Raw genomic sequence first — 24,511 nt, 5'->3', positions numbered from 1 at the left:
CATGATTCAGGTTGCGATTATTGGGGCTGGGTTTATTGGCCCGGCGCATCTGGAGGCGCTGCGGCGGCTGGGGGATATCGAGGTGGTGGCGCTGTGCGACAGCAGCCTTGAGGCGGCGCAGCGCAAGGCGCAAGCGTTGAATATTGCCCATGCCTACGACAGCGTGGAAGCGCTGCTGACCCATCCGGGGCTACAGGTGGTGCATAACTGTACGCCGAACCATCTGCATGCCCAGATTAACCGGCAGATCCTCGCCGCCGGGCTGCACGTCTTCTCCGAAAAACCGCTGTGTATGACGGCGGAGGAGGCGCGGGAGCTGGTGACGCTTGCCGCCCGGGCCGGCGTGGTGCATGGCGTCAGTTTCGTCTATCGACAGTTCGCCATGGTCCAGCAGGCGGCGGCGATGATCCGCCATGGCGAGGTCGGCAGGATCTTCGCGGCGCACGGCAGCTATTTACAGGACTGGATGCTGCTGGAGACCGATTACAACTGGCGGGTTGATTCGGCGCAGGGCGGCGCATCGCGGACGGTGGCTGACATCGGCTCCCACTGGTGCGATACCGTGCAGTTTATGACCGGTCGGCGGATTGTCGAGGTGATGGCGGATCTGTCTATCGTCTGGCCGACGCGTAAAGCGCCGGTCAATGGCCAAGCGACCTTCAGCGCCGTTCACGAGGCGCAGGGATATGAAACCCGGCCTGTCGATACCGAGGACTTTGGCTCGGTGCTGTTACGTTTTGACGATGGCAGCAAAGGCAGCTTTATGGTCTCTCAGGTGAGCGCCGGGCGGAAAAACCGTCTGGCGGTGGAGGTTAACGGCAGCCGCTGTTCTCTGGCCTGGGATCAGGAAGTGCCCCAGCGGCTGTGGATCGGCCACCGCGAGCAGCCGGATCGGCGGCTCAGCGACGACCCCAGCCTGCTGCGGCCGGAGATCGCTGACAGCGCCCATTACCCCGGCGGCCATATTGAGGGCTGGCCGGACGCCTTTAAGAATATGATGGAGCATTTTTATCAGGCGGTGCGCGCCGGGAAGATGCCGGAGGCCGGGGCCCGGCGCTTCGCCGCTTTCGACGACGGCGCCGATGTGATGTACATCATCGAGGCGATCGTCAAAAGCCATCAGCAGCAGCGCTGGGTGAGCGTCGAACGCTGAGGGCGGGGGAGCGAAGGATTATTTCACCCCAAGATAGCCGTCGAGATAGGCACCGGAGAGTTCGTTGCCGAACAGGACGGCATCTTTATTTTCCATTGCATTATCCCATTTGTCGCTGGCGTTGCCGGTAAAGGCGTGCTCGGTGCGGGTGCCCTGCGCCGCCTGCTGTTTGATGGCCTCCGCGGTGCGGCGGGCGTCGCTTTCGCTCATGCCAGCGGCTTTATCCTGCTGGCCGCGGGCGTACATCGCCGTGAAGGTCGGCAGGTTTAAACGGTAATTTTCCTGGCGGTTGACGGTGAAGTTGCCGCCGACAAAATCGGAGCGGTGGGCGACGAACGCGTAGGCGTGGCGTTCCGGTGACGATTTTGACGAGGTGCAGCCGGTGATCGTTGCCAGGGCACAGCTGAGGGCGAGAATCGCGGTGGAGAGCCTCATGGGGATATCATCCTTAATCATAAAAGAACAAATGGGGCGCAGGCGGTCTGTTGCGCCTCCTGCGCTAATGAGAATATGAAACGGCAAAAGGATGCGCGTTATCGGGGCGGGAGAGAAGCCCTGATTATTAATAGTGTCCCGAGACGCCGTCTTACTGAGCCACGCTTTCGCGCCAGGCTGGCAGGCCAACCAGAGCTCATTTATGATAGCCTGCAGGATCCACCTCTATCGCAGGAAGTGCAGGGTTTATGTCTATTCAGAAAATTGCTCGTCTGGCCGGCGTCTCGGTGGCCACGGTGTCGCGGGTGCTGAACAACAGCGATACGGTAAAAGCCAAAAACCGTGAGCGCGTGCTGCAGGCGATCAAAGAGAGCAACTATCAGCCGAACCTGCTGGCGCGTCAGCTGCGAACCGCCCGCAGCAATATGATCCTGGTGATGGTCTCCAATATCGCTAACCCTTTTTGCGCCGAGGTGGTGAAAGGGATAGAAGAAGAGGCGGAGAAGAACGGCTACCGCATTTTGCTGTGTAATTCCGGGTCGGATCTGGCCCGCTCGACCTCGGGCCTGCAGCTGCTCTCCGGCAAAATGGTCGACGGCATTATTACCATGAACGCGCTCTCCAGCCTGCCGGAACTGACCACCATGATTGGCGATGCACCTTGGGTGCAGTGCGCGGAGTATGCCGACACAGGCAGCATCTCCTGCGTCGGGATTAACGACGTCGAGGCGGCCCAGGGGGCGGTGTCCCGGCTGGCCGACGGCGGCCGCCGTCGCATCGCGCTCATTAATCACGACCTCAGCTATCGCTACGCCCGCCTGCGCGAGCGCGGCTATAAAAGCGTGCTGCACGTGCACGGTCTGGCGTATCAGCAGGTGACCTACGCGCAGGATCTTAGCGCGGCGGCCGGTAAACGGGCGATGGAGCAGCTACTGTCGCAAGACGAGAAGCCCGACGCGGTGTTTGCCGTTTCGGACTCCCTTGCCGCCGGGGCGCTGCGGGCAATTGACCAGGCTGGACTGCGGGTGCCGGAGGATATCGCGGTGATCGGCTTCGACGGCACCGAGCTGGCGGAAGTGGTCTCCCCGCAGCTGACCACCGTCGAACAGCCCTCCCGGGCGATCGGCCGCACGGCGGTGGATCTGTTAATGAAACGCATCGACGATCCCGACGCTGCCGTCGAGCGGGTGATGATGGACTGGCGCGTGATAGACCGCGCCAGCGCTTGAGGTCAGCGGGAGAAGGCGCCCGCCAGCGCGCGAATGTCGTTGCCGGTGGGCGTCTGATGAATGCGTAAGCCAAACTCCTCCACCACGGCGAAGACATGATCGAAAATATCCGCCTGGATCCCCTCATATTCCGCCCACACCACGGTGTTGGTGAAGCAATAGATCTCGATCGGCAAGCCGTTGGCATCCGGCGCCAGCTGGCGCACCATCAGGGTCATATCCTGGCGGATGCGCGGATGATGACGTAAATACTCCTGCAGATAGGCGCGGAAGGTGCCGACATTGGTCATTCGCCGCTCATTGAGAACCGACTGTTCCCCGGCATACTGCTGGTTCCAGGCGCTAATCTCCTCGTGGCGCGAATCCATATAGGGTTTAAGCAACTTCGCCCGGATCAAGCGCTGCTGCTCCTGTTCATCGAGGAAATGAATGCTGGTGGTGTCGATGTTGAGGCTGCGCTTAATGCGGCGGCCGCCGGAGGCCGACATGCCGCTCCAGTTTTTAAACGAGTCGGAGACCAGCGACCAGGTCGGAATGGTGGTGATAGTATTATCCCAGTTACGTACCTTGACCGTAGTGAGGCCGATATCGATCACCGCGCCGTCGGCGCCGTACTTCGGCATCTCCAGCCAGTCGCCAAGCTTGAGCATATCGTTGGCCGAGAGCTGGATACCGGCCACCAGACCAAGGATCGGATCTTTAAATACCAGCATGAGCACCGCGGCCATGGCGCCGAGCCCGCTAATCAGGATCGCTGGCGACTGGCCTATCAGCAGGGAAATAATCAGGATGCCGATAATAATCGCCGTAACCAGCTTAATTCCCTGGAATATCCCCTTCAGCGGCAGCTGAGAGGCGGCGGGAAATTTCTGCGCCAGCTTTAAGATCACATCCAGCAGCGAGAAGAAGGACAGCATGGCATATATCATCACCCATAGCTGAGCCACGGTGGTTAATATTTCCGCAGCCTCGCTGCCTTTTTGCAGCCACAGCACCGCCTGCACGTTGACGATGATCCCCTGCAGGGTAAAGGCCAGTCGGTGAAAGAGTTTATTCTGCGTGATGATTTGCAGCCACAGATGGCTGCTGGCCAATGCCCGTTTTTCAAAAGCGCGCAGCACCACTTTATGCAATATCAGATGCACGACGACGGCGGTGAACAAGATAATGCCGAAGATAATCATCAGCGAGCGGGTGGGAGTTATTTCGATTCCTAAGGCGGCAATTTGCGATATTAATTCCTGCATAACGTCTCCTGAATATCCAGCGGGTATGATGACCGCTGGATAACGATTATGCAAATCACCGCCGCCGGTATTACGACGCTACCGTCGCCGGCTGTCGGTTGAGATGATGACGCAGCCACAGCGCGATGGCCCCCAGCAACAGCATCATAGCCACCTCGACCAGCAGAAAATCAATCAGCGCCTGCGGATAGTTTCCGCCGCCGCGACGGGCCAGCGCCAGGAACAGCGAGCCGAGGATAGCCGGCCCAAGGCCGAGAGTCGCCTGCTGCAGGGTACTGAGGATGGCGCTCCCGGCCCCGGCGTCGCTGGCGCTGATATCGCGCATACCAATCCGGTAAAAGCTGTTGACGATCAGCGCCTGGCCGTAGCCGATCAACGCTGTGGAGGGGACCAGCGTCAGGGCGGTGGTGGCGATCCCGAAGCGGGAGAAGGTAGCGCACAGCAGCAGTAGACCGGCGATCTGCACCGCCAGACCGGTCAGCAGGATCCGCCCCATGCTGTAGCGGGCGATAAGCCGCGGGGCATACAGCGCCGAAATAAAATAGGCCACGCCGAGGGCGATAAAGCTATTGCCGGACTGCCACGGCGCCATCCCCAGCCCTTCCTGCATGGTCAGCGCCATGCAGAACATAAAGCCGGACCAGGCGCTGAAAAACAGCAGGGCGATGGCCATCCCGAAGCGGATACTGGTCAACTGAAGCAGACGCGGCGGCAGCAGGGGATGATCGCCGCGCTGCTGCTGGCGCAGGGCGCTCTGACGCATGGCGAACAGCAGCGGCAGGACCGCCACCAGCATCAGCTGCAGCCACAGCGGCCAGCGCAGCTCCGGACCGAGGGCCATCGGGAACAGCAGGCAGCAGAGGATGAGGGCGAGGTACAGCGTGCCCTGCCAGTCAATCCGCGACGGCGTCTCACGACGGGTTTCCGGCACATAGCGGCGGCTCAGGGCCAGCACCAGCAGGCAGATCGGCACATTGATAAAAAAGGCGTTGCGCCAGCCCAGCCCGGCGATGTCCGCCGATACCAGCCAGCCGCCGCCCATCTGTCCGACAATAAAGGCGATCCCGCCGATCCCGCCGTACAGGCTGATAGCCCGGGCGTGGGCCGGGCCTTTGAGGGTGACGTGCAGGGTGGCGAGGATCTGCGGCACAATCAGCGCCGCACCGGCGCCCTGCAGAGTGCGGGCGGCCAGCAGGGCGCTGATGCTGTTCGCTATGCCGCACAGCAGGGAAGCAATGCCAAAGAGCGCGACGCCCCACATAAACAGGCGCCGGCGGCCATAGTTATCGCCAAGCTTACTGCCCATCGCCAGGCAGACGGCAAAGGCGACACCGTAGAGCGCGACGATAAGTTCCAGCTGCGTGGCGCTGGCCGCCAGGGTATGGGTGATGGCGTCCAGCGCCACATTGGTGATCGAGGTATCAATAAGCGGCAGCATCTGGCCGCCCAGCAGCAGCAACAGACCGGCGCGGCCGGGTGAAACAGCAGACGTTTTCATGGGAATCTCCATTGCGTCATTCAGCAGACCGACGTAGCATTACCGATAAATTAAACGGGTACCAGTTCCTGTCTATACTGGTACTGGAACTACCATGCTGGAGGGGTGATGACCACGATGCCGCAACGGGAGTCGACGTTCGCCGTGCCGGACGATCGGCGCAAACAGCTGGGGGCGTTTCTGCGCGCCCGCCGTGAAAGCCTCGATCCGCAGCGCCTGGGGTTACCCCGGGTGGGCCGCCGACGCACGCCGGGTCTGCGCCGGGAAGAGGTGGCGATGCTCGCCGACGTCGGCGTTACCTGGTACACCTGGCTGGAGCAGGGGCGGGAGGTGAATCCGTCGGAGGCAGTGCTGGTGGGGGTGGCGAATGCCCTGCAGTGCAGTCCGCTGGAGACCCGGCATCTGTTCGTGCTCGCCGGGCTGACCCCGCCGGAATCCACCCAGGTGACGGCGTGCGAAGGCATCAGCCCTGGCACCCGCCGCATGCTGGACAGCCTGATGCCGCAGCCGGCCAGCATTCAGAAACCGAACTTTGATATTGTGGCCTGGAACGATAGCTTCTGCCGCCTGATGGGTGTCGATTTCGCCACCCTTGCGGAAGAAGATCGCAACTGCATTTATCTGTATCTGACCCATGAGACCTGGCGCAGCCGGATTGAAAATCGCGATGTGCTGCCGACTTTTGTCTCCTATTTCCGCGCCGCGATGGCCGAGCACCGTGGCGATCCGGCATGGGAAAACAAACTGGCGCGCTTTTTCGCCGCCTCGTCGGAGTTTGAAGCGCTGTGGCATCAGCGCTACGAGGTGCGCGGCGTGGAAAACCAGATTAAACATTTTAACCACCCGCAGCTCGGGCAATTCAGCCTGCAGCAGATGTACTGGTATTCGGCGCCGCGCAATGGTTCGCGTCTGCTGGTCTACCTGCCGATGGACGAGGCGGGCGAGCAGGCGTTGACGTGGCTGGACCAACATTAATCACAAGGAATCAGATGGCTGGTAATGTGCCATCTTCGGGTATTGCCCGGCCGGCGCTGCTGGACGGTTCCCTCTCCCGCCGGGAGAGGGCCAGGGTGAGGGAAAGCACTGCAGGGAAGTCTTTTATGTTATCTGCGACTTCAGCGCACATTGCGCTCCCGGTTAATTTTTCTTCATTCTGTTTTCCGTGGCGCAGGGAGCGCACAGGGGGCGGCCAGTCGCCGCCGCCACCTGTACCCCGGGCTCCGGCCAGCAACATCGCCACTTCGTGGTGCCTTCGACTTATCCCTGCAGGCTTCGGGTCGGGCCGAGGCAGCGTCCATGCAAAACACGGCCCCTCAGCCCGCATCCATGCGGGCTGCCCCGGCCTTCCGGGAACGTCTCAGCGATGTTGAGGCCGCCAGCACCGGCAGTTTCAGCAGCCCCAGGACCCGCGGTGATTTGGGTTTGTAGGCCGGGTAAGGCGTACGCCGCCACCCGGCAAAGAGGCGAGCATATTAGCGAAAACAGGTTTGTCATCAGTCTCAAGGAATGCCTATGAACGTAACCCGAAAAGAGCAGCGCATTATTCAGCGCGCGCTGAATGCCTGGCAGGCCAGCGGGGAGTTAACCCCGGCGGACAGTCAGCGGCTGGCGCACACGCTGCGCGTCTCCCCCTTCGACTGGCGGCGCCTGAGCCGCTATGCCTTCTGGACCGCGCTGGCCTGCGTGCTGATTGCTCTGGGCAGTCTGTTTGCCGACAGCGAACTGGTGGCGTGGCTGCTGAGCCTGTTCAGCCACTCGGCGCTGACGCGGATCCTGCTGCCTGCACTGCTGGCAGTCGCCTGCTACGGCTGGGGTTTTCGCCGCCAGCGGCGGGAGACGCAGTGGCACTACAGCACCGAGGCGATTTTGTTTCTGGGCGTCGTCTTTACCGCGGTGGCGCTATGGCAGTTGGGTGAACGGCTGGATAACGGCAGCGGCCATATCGCGCCGCTGTTTCTGGCCGGATGCATGATTTACGGCGCTATCGGCTATGTTGCCCGCTCCGGGCTGGTGTGGCTTTTTTTTCTGCTGGCGCTGGGCAACTGGTTTGGCGCAGAAACCGGCTACGTCTCGGGGTGGGGCGCCTACTGGCTGGGCATGAACTACCCGATTCGCTTCGTCCTGTTCGGCGGCGCGCTGCTGGCGCTCTGCTACGGCGCGCAGTCCTTGCTTCGCCAGCGTCAGCTGTTTACCGTCAGCAAGGCGATGGGCCTCACGTACCTGTTTATTGCGCTGTGGATCCTGTCGATTTTCGGCAATTACGACGCTGACAGCTGGTACAACGTAAGCCAGGCGCGACTCCTGCCGTGGGGGCTGCTGTTTGCCGCGGCGGCCGGCGTCTGCATTTTTATCAGCCTGAAAACCGATGACGCAATGCTGCGCGGCTTTGGGTTAACCTTTCTGGCGATCAATCTCTATACCCGCTTCTTTGAGTTTTTCTGGAACGGGATGCACAAGGTGCTGTTTTTCCTGATCCTTGCCGTCTCGCTGGCGGTGATTGGCCGCTATGCCGAGCGCATCTGGCACGCGGGTGAAGGGCGGGGGAAGAACAACTAACCTCGTTTTGAGCATGCTAACCACTCAGGCCGCGCTAAGTCGCGGCTTTTTTTCGTCCCTGATTCCAGTTTTAGCGCATTTTTCTGCGATTGGCTGCAAATGAGAATAGGCTTGCCGGGTATCTCAAAGATTAGCCTTTAAGGCAATTTATCTTCTATGCTAACATTCAGAGGAAGGGAGTCTGATGTTCAGAATGGTTGTGCATGTGGACGTTAAAAAGGAGTTGCAGGCGCTTCCGGCTATTGTCCAGGCTAAGATGATCAGGCAATTAGACAAGTTACGCCAAAATCCCACCGCGCTGAGAGAACCTGATAGTAAACCGCTTGGACAAGGGCTATTTGAAATTCGAGCGTTAGGTTCGGTACAGGGGCGGGGGATCTACGTTTTTCAGCAAAACAAAACGCTCTTTCTGCTACGGGTTTTTGTCAAGAAAACGCAAAAAATCCCGTTATCGGAAATTCGCCTGGCGCTGAAGCGATTAGAGGAGATGCGCAATGAGTAAAAAGATCATTGACTGGGATACGTTAAAAACAGAACTGCTTAGCCAGCCTGAGGTTCAGGCTGCGTTCGATGCGCAAGAACGTAAGCACCGATTACGTACTATGCTGGCACAATGGCGCGAGCAGGCGGGGCTGACCCGAGCCCAGGTGGCGCAGAGGATGGGGGTGAGTGCGCCAACGGTCTCCAGAATGGAAGCCAATATCACCCGCACCAGCCTGGATACCTTAACGCGATACGCGCTAGCGTGCGGTATAAAGCACCCGCAAGTTTTACTTTACTAAATTAGCGCGCCCGGCGGTGCTGCGAGGTGTAAGCCTGTAAGAGGATCCCGTATGCCGGGTCAGGCGCAGCCGCCACCAGGCATAAAATCGGCTCCGTGCCCATTGTCATCGCCCGGCGGCGCTGCGCTTGCGCGGGCCTACGGCGAGGAGTAACTATCTGATATATGGATGGTTATGTGGGCCGGTTAAGGCCTGGCCGCCATCCGGCACTGACAAGCGGCACCAGAGGCGCCCGGTTAAAGGCGCCCGTGGAGAGATTAAATCTCGGTAATGGTCGTCGACTGCGGCAGACGCGACTTCGGCAGGGTAGCGTTGAAATCTTCCACGCTATGGTGGCCAACCGGGACCACCACCAGGCTGGTGTAGCCCTTGGCTTTCAGGTCAAACTCCTCATCGAGGAGCGCAAAATCAACCCCTTCGATCGGCACGGCGTCGAGGCCCATCGCCGCTACGCCCAGCAGGAAATTGCCGACGTTGAGATACACCTGCTTCGCCATCCACTGATCGTCATCTTTCAGCTCTTTGCGGTGCATATCGGCAAAGAAGGTGCGGCCCTTGTGGTTAGCGGCTTTTGCGTCAGGAGTGGCGAAACGGCCATCGGCCTCTTCCTGATCCACGACGCGCTGCAGCCAGGCGTCGTCCATCGCGGTTTTCGCGCAGAACACCACCACGTGCGAGGCGTCAAGAATTTTACGTTCGTTGAACACGTAGGTACCGCTGGCGGCTTTCGCCACGCGGGCTTTGCCTTCATCGGTGCTGGCAACGATAAAGTGCCACGGCTGGGAGTTGGTGCTAGACGGGCTGTACTGCAGCAGCGTTTTCAGCTGTTCCGCTTCCCCGGCAGTCAGCTTTTTCGTGGCGTCAAAGGCCTTGGTGGAATAGCGCTTCAAAGCGACCGATACGATATCCATAACTCTTCCTCACAGTTTACAGCACCTTACCGGTGCGTTCAGGAGAGGAAGAGTACAGCGAAGATCGCAAAATGATAAGGGTGAAAAATGCGATAACACTTATCGCGTTTGGCTGAAAATCAGCGCGGACGCAGGCGCTGCTGCGCCTTTTTGCTCAGCTTGTTCACCACCTGGTGCCACGAATCGTCAATCAGCTCGGCCAGCAGATCCTCGCTGATGTCGTCGCCCGGCACCACCGTGATCCAGTGTTTCTTGTTCATATGGTAGCCGGGTTCGATACTGCGATAAATTTCCTGATTGAGCAGCGACTTCTGCGGCTCGGCCTTCAGGTTGACCAGCGCCCGCCCGCGAATGGTCATGGTGATCATAAAGATGCGGCCGTCGACCTTAAACACATCGTACTCCGGCCCAAAGGGCCAGCAGTGTTCGGTAAACGGGTAGGTCAGGGCGATACGGTGAGCGCAGGGATGCAGTGTTTCCGGCGTCATTAGGCGTCCGCCTCATGCAGGGCGTTCCACATGGCTTCAAAACCGAGGGCGATAATCTCCCGGGCGCGCTGCGGATCGTGGCTGGCGAATTCGATGGTGGTTTCCGCCAGCGACAAAAACAGGGCGTCGCCAAAGGCGCGATACGCCTCGCTGAGGAATATCTCTTTCACCGACAGCTGGCACATTTCGTTGAGCTCCGGAAAGCTCTCTTTCACCTGGCGGCGGGTTTCGTCAGTGATGCGCTCGCTGAGCGCCATACGGCGGATCGCCTTGTGCTCCATCGGGTTGCGCACGCCCCAGTCGATATAGCTGTTCCAGATATTGCGCGCGTTCTCTTTCGGGCGCTTCTCGTCCGGATCCAGCCCGGCGATCATGGTGCGCACCAGGCGCAGCTTAATGGCGAGGTACAGTTCGTTGAGCAACTCATCCTTGGTAGCGAAATAGCGAAACAGCGTCCCCTCGGCCACACCGGCGCTGCGGGCGATGGCCGACGTCGAGGCGGCGATGCCGGACTGGGCGAAAGCCGCGGTGGCAGCTTCCAGTAACGCTTGCTTTTTATCTTCACTCTTTGGACGAGCCACTACTTTTTTCCTCACGCAGGTTTAAACAAACCGCCGATCTTTGCACGTCTGACCTGGTTGCTGCAACGGCGGAACGCAAAAATTGAAAATCGTCTTGACGACTTTCATCACATTCCTAATAATGAGTGCGTACTCACTCATAATCAAGTTATATCATAAAGCCTCCGGGATGGGGGCTTTTGTCTGGTCAGGATATGAACCGTGTCACTTTCAGCGTGGTCGCCATCATGTTACTCGCAGCAGCAACGACATTGCCGTTTGTCCTCAATGCCGGTTTTGGTAAGGCGCCGCAGGGGGCACAGCTTAGCCAGGTGGAAGCGTCCCCCCACTACCGGGATGGCCAGTTCCATAACCAGCTGCCCACGCCGGGGTTCACCGGGCAAAAGAATATGCTGGCGGCATGGTGGGATTTCCTGATGACCAAACGGGAAAACGCCCGTCCCGCGCAGCCGCTGCCGCTGGTGAAGACCGATCTGGCGACGCTGCCCCTCGGGCAGGACGTGATGGTCTGGCTCGGCCACTCCTCCTGGTATCTGCAGCTGGCGGGAAAACGCATCCTGATCGACCCGGTGTTCAGCGATTACGCGGCGCCGTTCTCCTTTATTAATAAAGCTTTTCCCGGCGACTATCCGTGGCGTGCGGAAGGGATGCCGGAGATCGATCTGCTGATCATCTCCCACGATCATTACGACCATCTGGATTACGCCACCATCCGCGCTCTGCTGCCGAAAATTAAGCGGGTCATTACGCCGCTGGGGGTTGGCTCGCACCTGCGTTACTGGGGGATGGACGGGGCGCTGATTACCGAAGCGGACTGGCAGCAGGCGATTCCGGTTAACGACGAGCTCACCGTCCACGTCCTGCCGGCGCGGCACTTTTCCGGCCGTGGGCTGAAGCGCAACCAGACGCTGTGGGCCAGTTTTCTGTTCGTTACCCCGCAGCAAAAGATTTATTACAGCGGCGACAGCGGCTATGGGCCGCACTTTAAAGCGATAGGCGATGAATTTGGTCCGGTCGATCTGGCGATCATGGAGAACGGGCAGTATGACCAGGACTGGAAATATATTCACATGATGCCGGATGAAACAGCTCAGGCCGCCGACGACCTGCGCGCTCGCGCGGTGCTGCCTGGGCATGCAGGACGATTCGTTTTGGCGAAACACAGCTGGGATGAACCGTATCAACGGCTGGCGGCTGCCAGCGAAGGAAGGGCCTGGCGTCTGCTGACGCCTGTGCAGGGCGAGCCGGTGTGGGTCGCCGATAAGACGCAATCATTTAACGCCTGGTGGCGCTAAGCGCCAGTGCAGTATCAGAGGAGAGAGCATATGACGATTTCCGCTCAGGTGATTGATACTATCGTCGAGTGGATTGATGACAACCTGCATCAACCGCTGCGTATTGATGATATCGCTCGCCATGCCGGGTATTCGAAATGGCATCTGCAACGGCTGTTTTTACAGTATAAAGGGGAGAGCCTGGGGCGCTATATTCGCGAAAGGAAGCTGCTGCTGGCCGCCCGCGATCTGCGTGACACCGATCAGCGGGTCTACGATATCTGCCTGAAGTATGGCTTCGATTCGCAACAGACCTTTACCCGCGTCTTCACCCGGACCTTCAATCTGCCGCCGGGCGCCTACCGTAAAGAGAACCACAGTCGCGCCCACTGAGGCGCGCCCTTCCTGGTTTAGCGTTCGAGCGAAAACCAGCGACGCCACACCCAGCGCAGCACCAGATACTCAATGGCGCCCAGTGCTAAGAACCACAAACAAAACAACACCGTATAAAGCTGGTTGAGATCCATCATATGGAATGTCTCAACCAGCTTTTGCGCCAGCGTCAGGCCCAGCGACGGCGCGGGCAACAGCAGACAGGAGAGCAGAGCCAGGAGCAGGATCCCGGCGGCGGAGAGGAGCGTTTCCAGCGGATGTTTCATGTCATGTTAATCATCAGTTAAAAAACATATTGTCCGGCAAAATAATCCCTAACGCAATATGCTTTGTATTTTACTCGCCTTAATGCGCCTCTGTTTAATATTATGGTCTGCCTTTTATTCCCATGTTAATTAATCTGAAATAATTTGTAATTAAATTAAAATCAGTCTCCTGTAAATTACTGTCATTATTATGCCAGCGCTTTTACAAAACTATAAGTGCTATATCCCACCAGCGTGGCAGCGATGATGGCCAGCAGGATGTACAGCGCCAGACGGCGTCCGCGGTAGATTCCAAACATATTTAACCTCGTTTAGTTTTGGTTTATTAATATTCTGTAATAGTTGGCTCGTGGAATTAACTTACCACATATTTTTTATTTTGCGAAAAATTTAGGCTTGTATTGGTTCACATTTTTATCGGCTTTTTCGCCACCTTTTACTGCATTGGCCAGGAATGATTTCAGGCTTTCCGACTCACGGAATTTATAAGGAAAATGTAATTTGACCAAGATGAATAACCCAAAGTTTACGACGCCCTCGGGCGACACCGCGCCACGGCAGGTCTGGCAGCAGACCGTTGACGCAGTGCTGGCGCAGACCAAAAGCCAGGCCGCTGGGTTAAGTTCCGCAGACGCCGCCGAGCGCCTGAATAGCTGTGGGCCGAACGCGCTGCCGGAAAAGAAAGGGAAACCGGCCTGGCTGCGCTTTCTTGCCCACTTTAACGACGTACTGATTTACGTGCTGCTGGCCGCGGCGGCGCTGACCGCCATCATGGGGCACTGGGTCGATACCCTGGTGATCCTCGGCGTGACGGTGATTAACGCCCTGATCGGCCATATCCAGGAGAGCAACGCCGAAAAGTCCCTGCAGGGGATCCGCAACATGCTCTCCAGCGATGCCCGCGTCCAGCGTAACGGCAAACATGAGACTATCCCGACGCGCGACCTGGTTCCGGGGGATATCGTTATCCTGCGCGCCGGCGACCGCGTGCCGGCGGACATGCGGCTGATTGAAACGCACAACCTGCGGGTGGAAGAGGCGATCCTCACCGGCGAGTCGACGGTGGTGGATAAAATCACCGACGCGCTGGAAGGCGACCTGCCGCTGGGCGACCGGGTGAACATGGTCTTCTCCGGGACCACCGTCAGCGCCGGCGGCGGCGTCGGCGTGGTGACCGCCACCGGCGCGCAGACCGAACTCGGCCACATTAACCAGATGATGGCGGGCATTGAGAAGCACCGCACCCCGCTGCTGGTGCAGATGGATAAGCTCGGCAAAGCGATTTTCGTCATTATCCTCGCCATGATGGTGGCGCTGTTTATCTTCAGCCTCGCGCTGCGGGATATCCCGATGGGCGAGCTGCTGCTGTCGCTGATTAGCCTGGCGGTGGCCGCGGTACCGGAAGGACTGCCGGCGATCATCTCAATTATTCTGTCGCTCGGCGTGCAGACGATGGCGCGCAAGCGGGCGATTATCCGTAAGCTGCCGACCGTGGAAACCCTCGGCGCCATGACCGTGGTTTGCTCGGATAAAACCGGCACCCTGACGATGAACGAAATGACCGTCAAGGCGATCATCACCGCCGACTGCTGCTACCGGGTGGAAGGCGACAGCTATGAGCCGCAGGGGCGGATCTTCCTTGAGGGGAGCGATGAGCCCGTGCAGGTTCAGCCGGGTACCGTGCTGGAGACCTGGCTGCGCACCATCGACCTGTGCAACGACAGCCAGCTTATCCAGGATGAGCGCGGCCTGTGGGGGATCACCGGCGGGCCAACCGAAGGGGCGCTGAAGGTGCTGGCGGCGAAAGCGCAGCTCCCGGCGGTGGAGGCCCGTCTGGTGGCCAAGATCCCCTTTGACTCGCAGTACAAATATATGTCGACGCTGCAGCACATCGATGGCGATGCCCGGGTGTTAATCACCGGTGCGCCGGATGTCATCTTCGGCATGTGCCGTGAGCAGATGAGCCGCCAGGGCGCGGTGCCGTTCGAGGCGCAGTACTGGGAAGAGGAGATGGCGCGCTTCGCCCGTCAGGGGCTGCGCATGGTGGCGGCGGCCTGTAAGCCGGCCAGCCTTGATGCCACCACGTTGAACCATGAGGATCTGCAGGAGGGACTGATTTTCCTCGGCATCGCCGGGATGATGGATCCGCCGCGTCCGGAAGCCATTGACGCTATCCACGCCTGCCAGACCGCCGGCATCCGCGTGAAGATGATCACCGGCGACCACCCGCAGACGGCGATGAGCATCGGCCAGATGCTGGGGATCACCAACAGCAGCCAGGCCATGACCGGCTACCAGCTGGAGCATATGGACGATGCGGCGCTGGCAAAGGCGGCGGTGGAGTACGACATCTTTGCCCGCACCAGTCCGGAGCATAAGCTGCGCCTGGTGAAAGCCCTGCAGGATAACGGCGAAGTGGTCGGCATGACCGGCGACGGCGTCAACGACGCGCCGGCGCTGCGCCAGGCCGACGTGGGTATCGCGATGGGTATCAAAGGTACCGAAGTCACCAAAGAGGCGGCTGACATGGTGTTGACCGATGATAACTTCGCCACCATCGCCAGCTCGGTAAAAGAGGGCCGTCGGGTCTATGACAACCTGAAGAAGACCATCCTCTTCATCATGCCGACCAACCTGGCGCAGGGACTGCTGATCATCATCGCCCTGCTGGCGGGGAACATGATTCCGCTGACCCCGGTGCTGATCCTGTGGATGAACATGGCGACGTCGGCGACGCTCTCCTTCGGCCTGGCCTTTGAGGCCGCGGAGCGCAACGTGATGAACCGCCCGCCGCGTAAAACCGGCCAGCACGTGATGGATGGTTTCGCCGTGTGGCGGGTGGCTTTTGTCGGGTCTATGATTGCTATTGCCGCCTTTATCCTTGAGGCCTGGCTGGCGCCGCGCGGCCACAGTCCGGAGTTTATCCGCACCGTGCTGCTGCAGATGCTGGTGACGGCGCAGTGGGTCTACATGATCAACTGCCGCAGCAGCGACAGCTTCTCCCTGAGCATGGGCCTGCTGCGCAACAAAGGCATCTGGCTGGTGACCGGTGTCCTGCTGCTGATGCAGCTGGTGATTATCTATGTCCCGCTGATGCAGAACATGTTTGGCACGGAAGCGCTGCCGCTGCGCTACTGGTTTGTCACCCTGGTCATCGGCATCGCCATGTTCCTGGTGGTGGAAATCGAGAAGCGTCTGACGCGCCGGTTCCGCAAAACGGCCTGATCGATCTCGCGCGCCTCGCCGCAGGCGCGCGTTACTGTCGCAAGGATCCCCTATGATTAAAACCTTCCGCTTTGCGCTGCTGGCTAGCGCCCTGGCCAGCAGCGCCCTGACGGCCACCGCCGCGCCGGCGGTGCCGGTCCGCGTCGCCACGGCCGAACTGGCTCCTCATGCTGAAGAACGCGCCATCCCCGGACGGGTCGAGGCAATCCGCGCCGTCGACATTCGCGCGCGCACCGAAGGGGTGATTGTTCAGCGCCACTTCCAGGACGGGCAGTATGTGACCGAGGGCGACCTGCTGTTTACCCTCGACGACGCACAGCCCCGCGCGGCGCTGGCCCTGGCGCAGGCCGAGCTGAAAAGCGCAGAGGCCTCATTACGCCAGTCGCAACAGCTGCTCACTCGCTACGAGCGACTTATCAACAACCACTCCATCAGCCGCAACGACGTCGACACAGCCCGGATGCAGCGCGACGTCGCCGCCGCCGCCGTGCAGCAGGCGAAAGCCCGCGTCGAGGCCCAGCAGATTGTGCTCAGTTATACCCGGATTGCGGCGCCGGTGACCGGACGGGTGGGCCACAGCGCCTTTCACGTCGGGACGCTGATTAACCCATCCAGCGGAGTGCTGGTGGACATTGTGCAGCTGGATCCGGTGCGGGTCTCGTTCGCCCTCGACGAAGCCGCGTTTTTCAGCAAAACCGGCCAGCATGCCGACATCCACGCTCTGAAGCAGGCGTGGCTGGCGCAGATTGACGTGGATGGCAAACGGCGCGATGGGGTGTTGACCTCCATCGATAACCGGATTGACGCCCGCACCGGCAGCGTGGCGGTGCGGGCCGAGTTCGCCAATCCGCAGCACCGTCTGCTGCCGGGCGGCAGCGTAACAATCCTGTTCCGTCCGCAGGAGCTGCAGTCACGGGTGATGATCCCGGCCGCCGCCGTGCAGCAGGATCCGCAGGGCTTTTTCAGCTGGGTGCTGAAGCCGGACCATACCGCCGGGCAGCGTCGTCTGACCCTCGCGGGGCAGCAGGGGCAGCAGTTTGCGGTTGAGAAAGGGCTGCAGGCGGGCGAGCAGGTGATCACCGACGGCGCGCAGCGTTTACGCGAAGGCGCCGCGGTACAGGTGCTGAACTAAGTAAGGAGAAGGGATGCTGACCTTTTTTATCCGTCGTCCGCGATTTGCCATGGTGATCGCGCTGCTGCTGACCTTTGTCGGCGCGGTGTCGCTGAAGCTGATCCCGGTGGAGCAGTACCCGGCGATCACGCCTCCGGTGGTGAACGTCAGCGCCAGCTGGCCGGGCGCCAGCGCGTCAGACGTGGCGGAGGCTATCGCCGCCCCGCTGGAGACCCAGCTCAACGGCGTCGATCATATGCTGTATATGGAGTCCACCAGCTCGGATGAGGGAACGTACCGTCTGAGTATTACCTTCGCGGCGGGCACCGACGCCGACCTGGCGGCGATCGACGTGCAAAACCGGGTGTCGCAGGCGCTGGCGCAGCTCCCGGCGGAGGTGCAGCAGAATGGGGTCCAGGTCCGCAAGCGCGCCAGCAACCTGCTGATGGGGGTGAGCCTCTACTCGCCGCTGGGCACGCTGTCGCCGCTGTTTGTCAGTAACTACGCCAGCACCCAGGTGCGCGAGGCGCTGGCGCGCCTGCCCGGCGTCGGTGAGGTGCAGATGTTTGGCGCCCGGGATTACAGTATGCGCATCTGGCTGCGTCCGGACCGCATGAACGCCCTCAACATCACCACGGATGACGTTGCCCAGGCGCTGCGTGAGCAGAATGTGCAGGGCGCGGCGGGGCAGGTGGGCACCCCGCCGGTATTCAACGGCCAGCAGCAGACGCTGACCATCAACGGGCTGGGGCGTCTGAACGAGGCGGCCAGCTTTGGCGAGATTATCCTCCGTCGCGGCGCGCAGGGGCAGCTGGTTCGCCTCGCTGACGTGGCGACCATTGAGCTGGGCGCCCGCAGCTACAGCTCCGGCGCGCAGCTCAACGGTAAAGCGTCGGCCTATCTGGGTATCTACCCGACGCCCACCGCCAATGCCCTGCAGGTCGCCAGCGCAGTGCGCGCTGAGCTTAACCGCCTGCACACCCGCTTTCCGGCGGATCTCACCTGGGAGGTGAAGTTCGATACCACCCGCTTTGTGGCGGCGACGATCAAAGAGATCGGCGTCTCGCTGGCGCTGACCCTGCTGGCGGTGGTCGTGGTGGTGTCGCTGTTCCTGCAGAGCTGGCGGGCGACGCTGATCGTAGTGCTGGCGATCCCGGTGTCACTGATCGGCACCTTTGCGGTGCTCTATCTGCTGGGCTACAGCGCCAACACCCTCAGCCTGTTCGCGATCATTCTCGCCCTGACGATGGTGGTGGATGACGCCATTGTGGTGGTGGAGAATGTGGAAACCAAAATGGCGGAAGGGCTGGATCGCCTGCAGGCCACCGCCCAGGCGCTGCGGCAGATCGCCGGGCCGGTGATCGCCACGACCCTGGTGCTGCTGGCGGTGTTTGTGCCGGTGGCGCTGCTCCCGGGGATCGTCGGCGAGCTGTACCGGCAGTTTGCCGTGACGCTCTCCACCGCGGTGGCCCTGTCGAGCCTGGTGGCGTTAACCCTAACCCCGGCCCTCTGCGCGCTACTGCTGCGCCCGCGTCCCGCCCGGCCGGCGGCGGTGTGGCGGGCGTTTAACCGTCTCCTCGACGGCACCCGCGACGGCTATGGCCGGCTGGTTGGCTGGATGAACCGCCGCCCCTGGCTGGCGCTGGCGGCGACGGTCGCGGCGGGCGCGCTGGTGGCGTTCAGCTTTAGCTCAATGCCGAAAGGCTTCCTGCCGCAGGAAGATCAGGGTTACCTGTTTGCCAGCGTGCAGCTGCCGGAGGCGGCGTCGCTGGAGCGTACCGAAGCGGTGATGGCCCAGGCGCGCAAGCTGCTGATGGCTAACCCGGCGGTGGAGGATGTGATTCAGGTGTCCGGCTTCAACATTCTCAACGGCACCAGCGCCTCTAACGGCGGGTTTATCTCGGTAATGCTCAAGGACTGGCATCAGCGGCCGCCGCTGGATGCGGTGATGGCGGATATCCAGCGCCAGCTGCTGTCGCTGCCGGAGGCGACGATCATGACCTTCGCGCCGCCGACCCTGCCGGGCCTGGGCAATGCCTCGGGATTTGACCTGCGCATCCTGACGCAGGCCGGTCAGTCGTCGGCGGAGCTGGAGCAGGTGACGCAGGAGATCCTTCAACTGGCGAAACAGCATCCGCAGCTGAGCCGGGTGTTTACCACCTGGAGCAGCAACGTGCCGCAGCTGACCCTGACGGTCGACCGCGATCGGGCGGCGCTGCTGGATGTGCCGGTGGCGCAGATCTTCAGCAGCCTGCAGACGGCGTTCGGCGGCACGCGCGCCGGTGATTTCAGCCTTAACAACCGTGTCTATCATGTGGTGATGCAAAATGAGATGCAGTGGCGCGAGCGGGCTGAGCAGATTAGCGAGCTGTACGTCCGCAGCCGCGACGGCGAGCGGGTGCGGCTGAGCAATCTGGTCACCATTACGCCGACGGTGGGGGCGCCGTTTATTCAGCAGTACAACCAGTTCCCGTCCGTGTCGGTGAGCGGTTCAGCGGCCGAGGGGGTCAGCAGCCGTACGGCGATGGCGGCTATGGAGCAGATTCTGCAGGCCCATCTGCCGCCGGGGTATGACTACGCCTGGAGCGGCATCTCCTGGCAGGAGCAGCAGACCGGCAATCAGGCGGTGTGGATCGTGCTGGCGGCGGTGGCGATGGCGTGGCTGTTCCTGGTGGCGCAGTATGAGAGCTGGACGCTGCCGGCGAGCGTCATGCTTTCGGTGCTGTTCGCCATCGGCGGAGCGCTGCTCTGGCTGTGGACGGCGGGCTATGCCAACGATGTGTATGTCCAGATAGGACTGGTGCTGCTGATCGCCCTGGCGGCGAAGAATGCGATTCTGATCGTTGAGTTTGCCCGCAGCCGGCGCGAAGAGGGATTGTCGATAGTCGACGCCGCGCGCGAGGGCGCCACCCGCCGCTTCCGCGCGGTGATGATGACCGCGGTGTCGTTTATTATCGGCATCATGCCGATGATGCTCGCCACCGGCGCCGGGGCGCAGAGCCGGCGGATCATCGGCACCACGGTGTTCAGCGGAATGCTGGTGGCGACGATGGTTGGCATCCTGTTTATTCCTTCGCTGTATGTTCTGTTTCAGCGTATGCGCGAGTGGGCGCATCGGCGGGGGTAAGCGCGGCGCTAACCGTCGGTAACGGGGATACTCCAGGCTGCAACGACTACCGGGCGGTCACCTCTCCCTTTGGGAGAGGGGTAGGGTGAGGGGGGGTTTTGCGTTCACGTTGCGTTTGGGCGTGAGCCCCGCCTTATCTGCCGACCTCCGGTTCGCCGATTTCAGCGGGAATCGGCCCTGCTGCACGCCCGTAGATTTCAGGGGCCATATCATAGCGAACAGACTCTGTAGGCCCGGTAAGCGCAGCGCCACCGGGCAAGGACATCGGGCACGGCGGCAATACCTTGCCCGGCCTGTCGTTAATTTATTCACTCTCCTGGCTGGAATGGCCGCCCCCAAACGCGCCCGCTATTTCCTCTCCACCGTTATCATGGTCACGAACGGATGATATTGCCACGGCACGCTGCCGCCTTTGCGGTACATCTTCGACAGGGTGCCGTCGAGATAAAGCATCTGCCGCACCCCAAGCTTTGACTGCGCATAGCAGGCAAAATCATAGAAGTTGGTCTCGCGATCGCTGAGCATAAACACCACCCGGCCCTGCTTATCGATGCCAACCCCGTTGCGCAGTTTGCGCGAGCTGGCGGAGGGCTTCAGCCGCCAGTTGATGACGCCATTCTCAATCAGCATCGGGCCGGACTGCACCGCATAGCGGATGGCGGGAGAGCGTTTGTACGCCGGCAGCGGCACGATTTTCGCCCGGCCGTTCTCCACCAGGAATACGCCGCCGGGGCGGATAAAGAAGTTCCCGCCGCCGGCGGAGCGGTTTACCGGCGTCAGGCGTTTGCCGTCTTCGATATACAGCCCCAGCGGCGCGTAGGCCTTATCGTAAATGCCGCCGTTCATCGCCATCTGCACCCGGCCATCGCCATCGATACCCGCCAGCAGCGAACGCAGGGAACCCCAGGCTTTACCGTGCCGATCCTGCCAGTACATTGCAATGCGCTCTTTCTGCGCATCCACCCGATAGCTCTGCAGGGTTAGCGTCGGGTCGGTGAGGGTACAGGCGGCGCTGGCGACGGCGGCCAGGGGCAGCAGCGCCAGGGGGAGCAGGCAGCGTAATAACATGGGCAATCCTTTCTATGGTCTGCGCCGAGTATACCCGCCTCGCTGTCTTATGCCGCCCAAATCTCACAGTGTTTTTGCACCAGCCCGGAAAGCGAACCGCCGTTGGCGATAAACTCGCGCATCTGCTGCGCCTCGCTGTGCGGCGATTTCGCCTGGCGAACCACCGCCTCCAGCGCCGGCGTCGCCTTCAGCTGATGGGCGAAAGGTGCCAGCCGGTCGGCGAGCTGCAGGATCTCCTGACGGATGCTGCGCTGCTCCCCGCTGCGCACGTCGGTAAGGGTTCCGTCCAGCCCGTAGCGGCAGGCCTGATAGCGGTTAAAAGGATACAGCAGATAATCGTCAGGCTGGTGCTTAAAAGGACGCTCCGTCAACAGCCAGCAGGCCAGGGTCTGAATAAAGCCAGCGATATGGATCGCCTGGGCGAGGGTCAGGGGGGTGTCCATCACCCGCACCTCGACGGTACCAAACTGCGGGCTGGGGCGAATATCCCAGTGCAGATCCTTCATGCTGTCGATCATGCTGGTGTAGCTCAGCTGGCGGAACAGGCGACGAAACCCTTGCCAGTCGGCCACCCACGGCATCGGACCGTTGTCGGGATAAGAGGAGAAGCGGTTGAGGCGCGAACAGGCGAAGCGGCTGTCGGTGCTGTCGAACCACGGCGAGGCGGCGTTGAGGGCGATGAAGTGCGGCACAAAGCGCGACAAGCCGTGCAGCAGATAGATGGCGTCGTCGCCGCTCTGGCAGCCGACGTGCACATGCTGGCCAAAGACCGTCGCCTGTTGCGCCAGATAGCCAAAATGCTCGACGGTTTTGACATAGCGCGGATTGTCGCTGATCTGCTGACGCTGCCAGGCATGAAAGGGGTGGGAACCCCCGCCGCAGATCTGCAGATGATGATGCAGCGCCGCGCGCTGGACCGCCTGCTGGATGGCGCTGAGCTGGATTTGCGCATGGCTGATGTCGCGGCACACCCCGGTGGCGATCTCCAGCATGCTCTCGGTGATATCGTGCTTGGCTTCTCCCACGGTCAGCTCATGCTGGACGTCGGCAATCAGCGTCGAGGCATCCTGGCTGAGGTCGTAACCCGGCGGGTTCACCACCTGCAGCTCCAGTTCGATACCGAGGGTAAAAGGATCGGAGCGGTGAAAATCGGCTAAAGGCATAGTCTCTCCCGGTCGATGTGTTCCCTGAAGTATAGAAGGGATTGATCCCGACGGAGAATACGCCGCGGCGGAGGACGGGGATGAATAAAAAAGTGACGCAGAGTGATTATTTGAAATTTGCCATATAGCGACTGGTGCAATTCTGCAACATATTTCCCGCTGGCGGTGCGACGGAATAAGGTGCAATTATTTTCCCATAATTATCATGGTGATAATATAAGTCCTTCTTATTTTACCGGTCGGTTTCGGCCTATTTCCGCCCGCGCAAGAGCTGGTACGCATTTTGCCTGTTAATTCGTGACACTTTATTTAACAGGGATCATGTGATGCACAAAACAACGTTATTTTCGCGTGCCGGTCGTCTCGCCGTGGCGGTGAGCGGCGCACTGGCCCTGGCGGGCGCCGCCTTACCTGCCAACGCCTCCACGCTGCGGATCGCCATGACCGCCGCGGATATTCCGTTAACCCTCGGCCAGCCGGATCAGGGCTATGAGGGCAACCGCTTTACCGGCATCCCGCTGTATGACGCGCTGGTGGAGTGGGATCTGTCGCAAGGTGAAAAGCCCAGCGGTCTGGTGCCAGGGCTGGCGACCGAGTGGCACATCGATCCGCAGAACACCAGCCGCTGGATTTTCACCCTGCGTCCGGGGGTGAAGTTTCATGATGGGACGGAGGTGAACGCCGACGCCATCGTCTGGAACGTGGATAAGGTGCTGAATAAAGCGGCGCCGCAGTACGCCCCGGGCCAGATCGGCAACACCCTGTCGCGCATGCCGACCCTCACCGGCGCGGAGAAAATTGACGACCACACTGTGGCGCTGACCACCTCGGAACCGGACGCGCTGCTGCCGTACAACATCACCAACCTGTTTATTGTCTCGCCCACGGCGTGGCAGAAGCAGTATGACGCGGTGCCGGCCAGCGCGGGGGATAGCGCCGCGCGCAGCAAACAGGCATGGACCGCCTTCGCCGCCCATGCGGTGGGCAGCGGCCCGTTCAAACTGGAGAAGCTGGTGCCGCGTCAGCAGCTGATCCTCGCGAAAAACCCCGACTACTGGAACAAAGATCGCATTCCCCGGGTGGATAAGGTGGTGCTGATCCCTTTGCCGGAGGCCAACGCCCGCACCGCGGCGCTGCTGTCGAAGCAGGTGGACTGGATTGAAGCCCCGGCGCCGGACGCCATCGATCAGATCAAGTCTCAGGGTTTTCACCTTTACGCCAACACCCAGCCGCACCTGTGGCCCTGGCAGTTCTCCTTTGAAAAAGGATCGCCGTGGCAGGACATTCGGGTGCGCAAAGCGGCCAACCTGTGTCTGAACCGCGCCGAGCTGAAAAGCTACCTCGGCGGCTACATGACCGAGGCCACCGGGGTCTACGAGGCCGACAGCCCGTGGCATGGCAAACCCACCTTCCAGATCAAATATGACCCGGACGCCGCCCGTCAGCTGATGACCGAGGCTGGATACAGCGCCGGCAAGCCGCTGCACGTCACGGTGGCCACCTCGGCCTCCGGCTCCGGGCAGATGCAGCCTTTGCCGATGAACGAGTATATCCAGCAGAGCCTGAAGAGCTGCTTCTTCAATGTGGATATTAAAGTGGTGGAATGGAACACCCTGTTCACCAACTGGCGCCTGGGCGCCCGGGATCCCTCGGCAAAAGGGATCGACGCGATCAACGTCAGCGCCGCGGTCAATGATCCCTATTTTGGCCTGATCCGCTTCTCGACCGCCAAAGCGTTTCCGCCGGTGGCGACCAACTGGGGCTACTTCGCCACCCCAGAGACGGAAAAACTCGCCGCCGCCGTCAAGCACGCCTTTACCCCGGAAGCGATGAATAAAGCCGCCGGCGATCTGCACGCCGCGCTGGTGGATCAGGTGCCGTTCCTGTTTGTCGCCCACGACGTCGGGCCGCGCGCGATTTCGCCCGCGGTGACCGGAGTGGTGCAACCGCAGAGCTGGTTTATCGACCTCAGCCTGGTGAGCAAAAAAGAGTAATCGCGAAAGG

At 60.8% G+C, this 24,511-nt stretch carries 21 protein-coding genes; 12 read left to right on the top strand and 9 right to left on the bottom strand.

What is annotated here, in order from left to right:
• Window position 1 precedes the first annotated feature (1 nt).
• Complete coding sequence (locus tag ABLV76_RS13485) at window positions 2-1,153, top strand: Gfo/Idh/MocA family oxidoreductase (RefSeq protein WP_348878351.1); 1,152 nt, start codon at window positions 2-4, stop codon at window positions 1,151-1,153.
• 18 nt (window positions 1,154-1,171) lie between these two features.
• Here ABLV76_RS13485 and ABLV76_RS13480 read toward each other — a convergent pair whose 3' ends face one another.
• The gene (locus ABLV76_RS13480) at window positions 1,172-1,588 is read right to left on the bottom strand and encodes an Exc2 family lipoprotein (protein ID WP_004202462.1); all 417 of its coding nucleotides are present in this window, start codon (window positions 1,586-1,588) and stop codon (window positions 1,172-1,174) included.
• Window positions 1,589-1,836: 248 nt separating this feature from the next.
• Here ABLV76_RS13480 and ABLV76_RS13475 point away from each other — a divergent pair, with 248 nt between their 5' ends.
• Complete coding sequence (locus ABLV76_RS13475; RefSeq protein WP_108450632.1) at window positions 1,837-2,817, top strand: LacI family DNA-binding transcriptional regulator; 981 nt, start codon at window positions 1,837-1,839, stop codon at window positions 2,815-2,817.
• A gap of 2 nt (window positions 2,818-2,819) precedes the next feature.
• On the opposite strand, the gene ABLV76_RS13470 is transcribed toward ABLV76_RS13475, so the two are convergent.
• Both ABLV76_RS13470 and ABLV76_RS13465 read right to left on the bottom strand, forming a co-directional pair.
• Window positions 2,820-4,064: a mechanosensitive ion channel family protein gene (locus ABLV76_RS13470; RefSeq protein WP_004202471.1), complete on the bottom strand. Its 1,245-nt coding sequence runs from the start codon at window positions 4,062-4,064 to the stop codon at window positions 2,820-2,822.
• Window positions 4,065-4,134: 70 nt separating this feature from the next.
• The gene (locus ABLV76_RS13465) at window positions 4,135-5,562 is read right to left on the bottom strand and encodes an MFS transporter (RefSeq protein ID WP_023319904.1); all 1,428 of its coding nucleotides are present in this window, start codon (window positions 5,560-5,562) and stop codon (window positions 4,135-4,137) included.
• A gap of 108 nt (window positions 5,563-5,670) precedes the next feature.
• On the opposite strand from ABLV76_RS13465, the gene ABLV76_RS13460 reads away from it, so the two are divergent.
• From ABLV76_RS13460 to ABLV76_RS13445, 4 genes are all read left to right on the top strand, one after another.
• Window positions 5,671-6,537, top strand: coding sequence for a helix-turn-helix transcriptional regulator (locus tag ABLV76_RS13460; RefSeq protein ID WP_348878350.1), 867 nt, complete (start codon window positions 5,671-5,673; stop codon window positions 6,535-6,537).
• A gap of 537 nt (window positions 6,538-7,074) precedes the next feature.
• Entirely contained in the window at window positions 7,075-8,118 is a 1,044-nt protein-coding gene (locus ABLV76_RS13455) for a hypothetical protein (protein ID WP_060656299.1), read from the top strand.
• 184 nt (window positions 8,119-8,302) lie between these two features.
• Window positions 8,303-8,620: a type II toxin-antitoxin system RelE/ParE family toxin gene (locus tag ABLV76_RS13450; protein WP_108450630.1), complete on the top strand. Its 318-nt coding sequence runs from the start codon at window positions 8,303-8,305 to the stop codon at window positions 8,618-8,620.
• A complete protein-coding gene (locus ABLV76_RS13445) occupies window positions 8,613-8,900 on the top strand; it encodes a helix-turn-helix transcriptional regulator (RefSeq protein ID WP_108450629.1) in 288 nt (95 codons plus the stop codon). Before ABLV76_RS13450 ends, ABLV76_RS13445 begins: the two co-directional genes overlap by 8 nt.
• Window positions 8,901-9,157: 257 nt before the next feature.
• Here the strand turns inward: ABLV76_RS13445 and nfsB are convergent, their stop codons facing one another.
• The 3 genes from nfsB to ABLV76_RS13430 all read right to left on the bottom strand — a co-directional run bounded on the left by nfsB (window position 9,158) and on the right by ABLV76_RS13430 (window position 10,880).
• Entirely contained in the window at window positions 9,158-9,811 is a 654-nt protein-coding gene (gene nfsB / locus ABLV76_RS13440; protein ID WP_108450628.1) for an oxygen-insensitive NAD(P)H nitroreductase, read from the bottom strand.
• A gap of 119 nt (window positions 9,812-9,930) precedes the next feature.
• Complete coding sequence (locus ABLV76_RS13435; RefSeq protein ID WP_004202487.1) at window positions 9,931-10,299, bottom strand: MmcQ/YjbR family DNA-binding protein; 369 nt, start codon at window positions 10,297-10,299, stop codon at window positions 9,931-9,933.
• Window positions 10,299-10,880, bottom strand: coding sequence for a TetR/AcrR family transcriptional regulator (locus ABLV76_RS13430; protein ID WP_017899014.1), 582 nt, complete (start codon window positions 10,878-10,880; stop codon window positions 10,299-10,301). The genes ABLV76_RS13435 and ABLV76_RS13430 overlap by 1 nt, the downstream gene beginning before the upstream one ends.
• Window positions 10,881-11,059: 179 nt before the next feature.
• On the opposite strand from ABLV76_RS13430, the gene ABLV76_RS13425 reads away from it, so the two are divergent.
• Window positions 11,060-12,175 (top strand): MBL fold metallo-hydrolase, encoded by a 1,116-nt coding sequence (locus ABLV76_RS13425; RefSeq protein ID WP_025999133.1) that lies wholly within the window; start codon window positions 11,060-11,062, stop codon window positions 12,173-12,175.
• Window positions 12,176-12,205: 30 nt separating this feature from the next.
• The gene (locus ABLV76_RS13420; RefSeq protein WP_004202492.1) at window positions 12,206-12,547 is read left to right on the top strand and encodes a RamA family antibiotic efflux transcriptional regulator; all 342 of its coding nucleotides are present in this window, start codon (window positions 12,206-12,208) and stop codon (window positions 12,545-12,547) included.
• 17 nt (window positions 12,548-12,564) lie between these two features.
• Here the strand turns inward: ABLV76_RS13420 and ABLV76_RS13415 are convergent, their stop codons facing one another.
• Entirely contained in the window at window positions 12,565-12,813 is a 249-nt protein-coding gene (locus tag ABLV76_RS13415) for a DUF1158 domain-containing protein (protein ID WP_002893037.1), read from the bottom strand.
• 501 nt (window positions 12,814-13,314) lie between these two features.
• On the opposite strand from ABLV76_RS13415, the gene ABLV76_RS13410 reads away from it, so the two are divergent.
• From ABLV76_RS13410 to ABLV76_RS13400, 3 genes are read left to right on the top strand one after another with little or no spacing between them, the layout of a single operon-like run.
• Complete coding sequence (locus tag ABLV76_RS13410) at window positions 13,315-16,038, top strand: cation-transporting P-type ATPase (protein WP_017899015.1); 2,724 nt, start codon at window positions 13,315-13,317, stop codon at window positions 16,036-16,038.
• A gap of 52 nt (window positions 16,039-16,090) precedes the next feature.
• Window positions 16,091-17,170 carry an efflux RND transporter periplasmic adaptor subunit gene (locus ABLV76_RS13405; RefSeq protein WP_004202498.1) on the top strand — a complete coding sequence of 360 codons (1,080 nt, stop codon included), beginning with the start codon at window positions 16,091-16,093 and terminating at the stop codon, window positions 17,168-17,170.
• A gap of 13 nt (window positions 17,171-17,183) precedes the next feature.
• Window positions 17,184-20,276 carry an efflux RND transporter permease subunit gene (locus tag ABLV76_RS13400; protein WP_348878349.1) on the top strand — a complete coding sequence of 1,031 codons (3,093 nt, stop codon included), beginning with the start codon at window positions 17,184-17,186 and terminating at the stop codon, window positions 20,274-20,276.
• A 348-nt stretch (window positions 20,277-20,624) separates the two neighbouring features.
• Here the strand turns inward: ABLV76_RS13400 and ABLV76_RS13395 are convergent, their stop codons facing one another.
• Window positions 20,625-21,344, bottom strand: a complete 720-nt coding sequence (locus ABLV76_RS13395; protein ID WP_017899017.1) for a phosphodiester glycosidase family protein — start codon at window positions 21,342-21,344, stop codon at window positions 20,625-20,627.
• Between the two features lie 47 nt (window positions 21,345-21,391).
• Window positions 21,392-22,507, bottom strand: coding sequence for a YbdK family carboxylate-amine ligase (locus ABLV76_RS13390; protein WP_032455676.1), 1,116 nt, complete (start codon window positions 22,505-22,507; stop codon window positions 21,392-21,394).
• Between the two features lie 326 nt (window positions 22,508-22,833).
• Here ABLV76_RS13390 and ABLV76_RS13385 point away from each other — a divergent pair, with 326 nt between their 5' ends.
• Window positions 22,834-24,501: an ABC transporter substrate-binding protein gene (locus ABLV76_RS13385; RefSeq protein ID WP_106479152.1), complete on the top strand. Its 1,668-nt coding sequence runs from the start codon at window positions 22,834-22,836 to the stop codon at window positions 24,499-24,501.
• Window positions 24,502-24,511: the final 10 nt, after the last annotated feature.

The sequence above is a fragment of the Klebsiella sp. GB_Kp047 genome (genome assembly GCF_040065235.1).
In the GTDB taxonomy this organism is placed as follows: domain Bacteria; phylum Pseudomonadota; class Gammaproteobacteria; order Enterobacterales; family Enterobacteriaceae; genus Klebsiella; species Klebsiella quasipneumoniae.
Note: the sequence above shows the minus strand (reverse complement) of the source record. Positions and strands in the feature narration are given on the sequence as shown.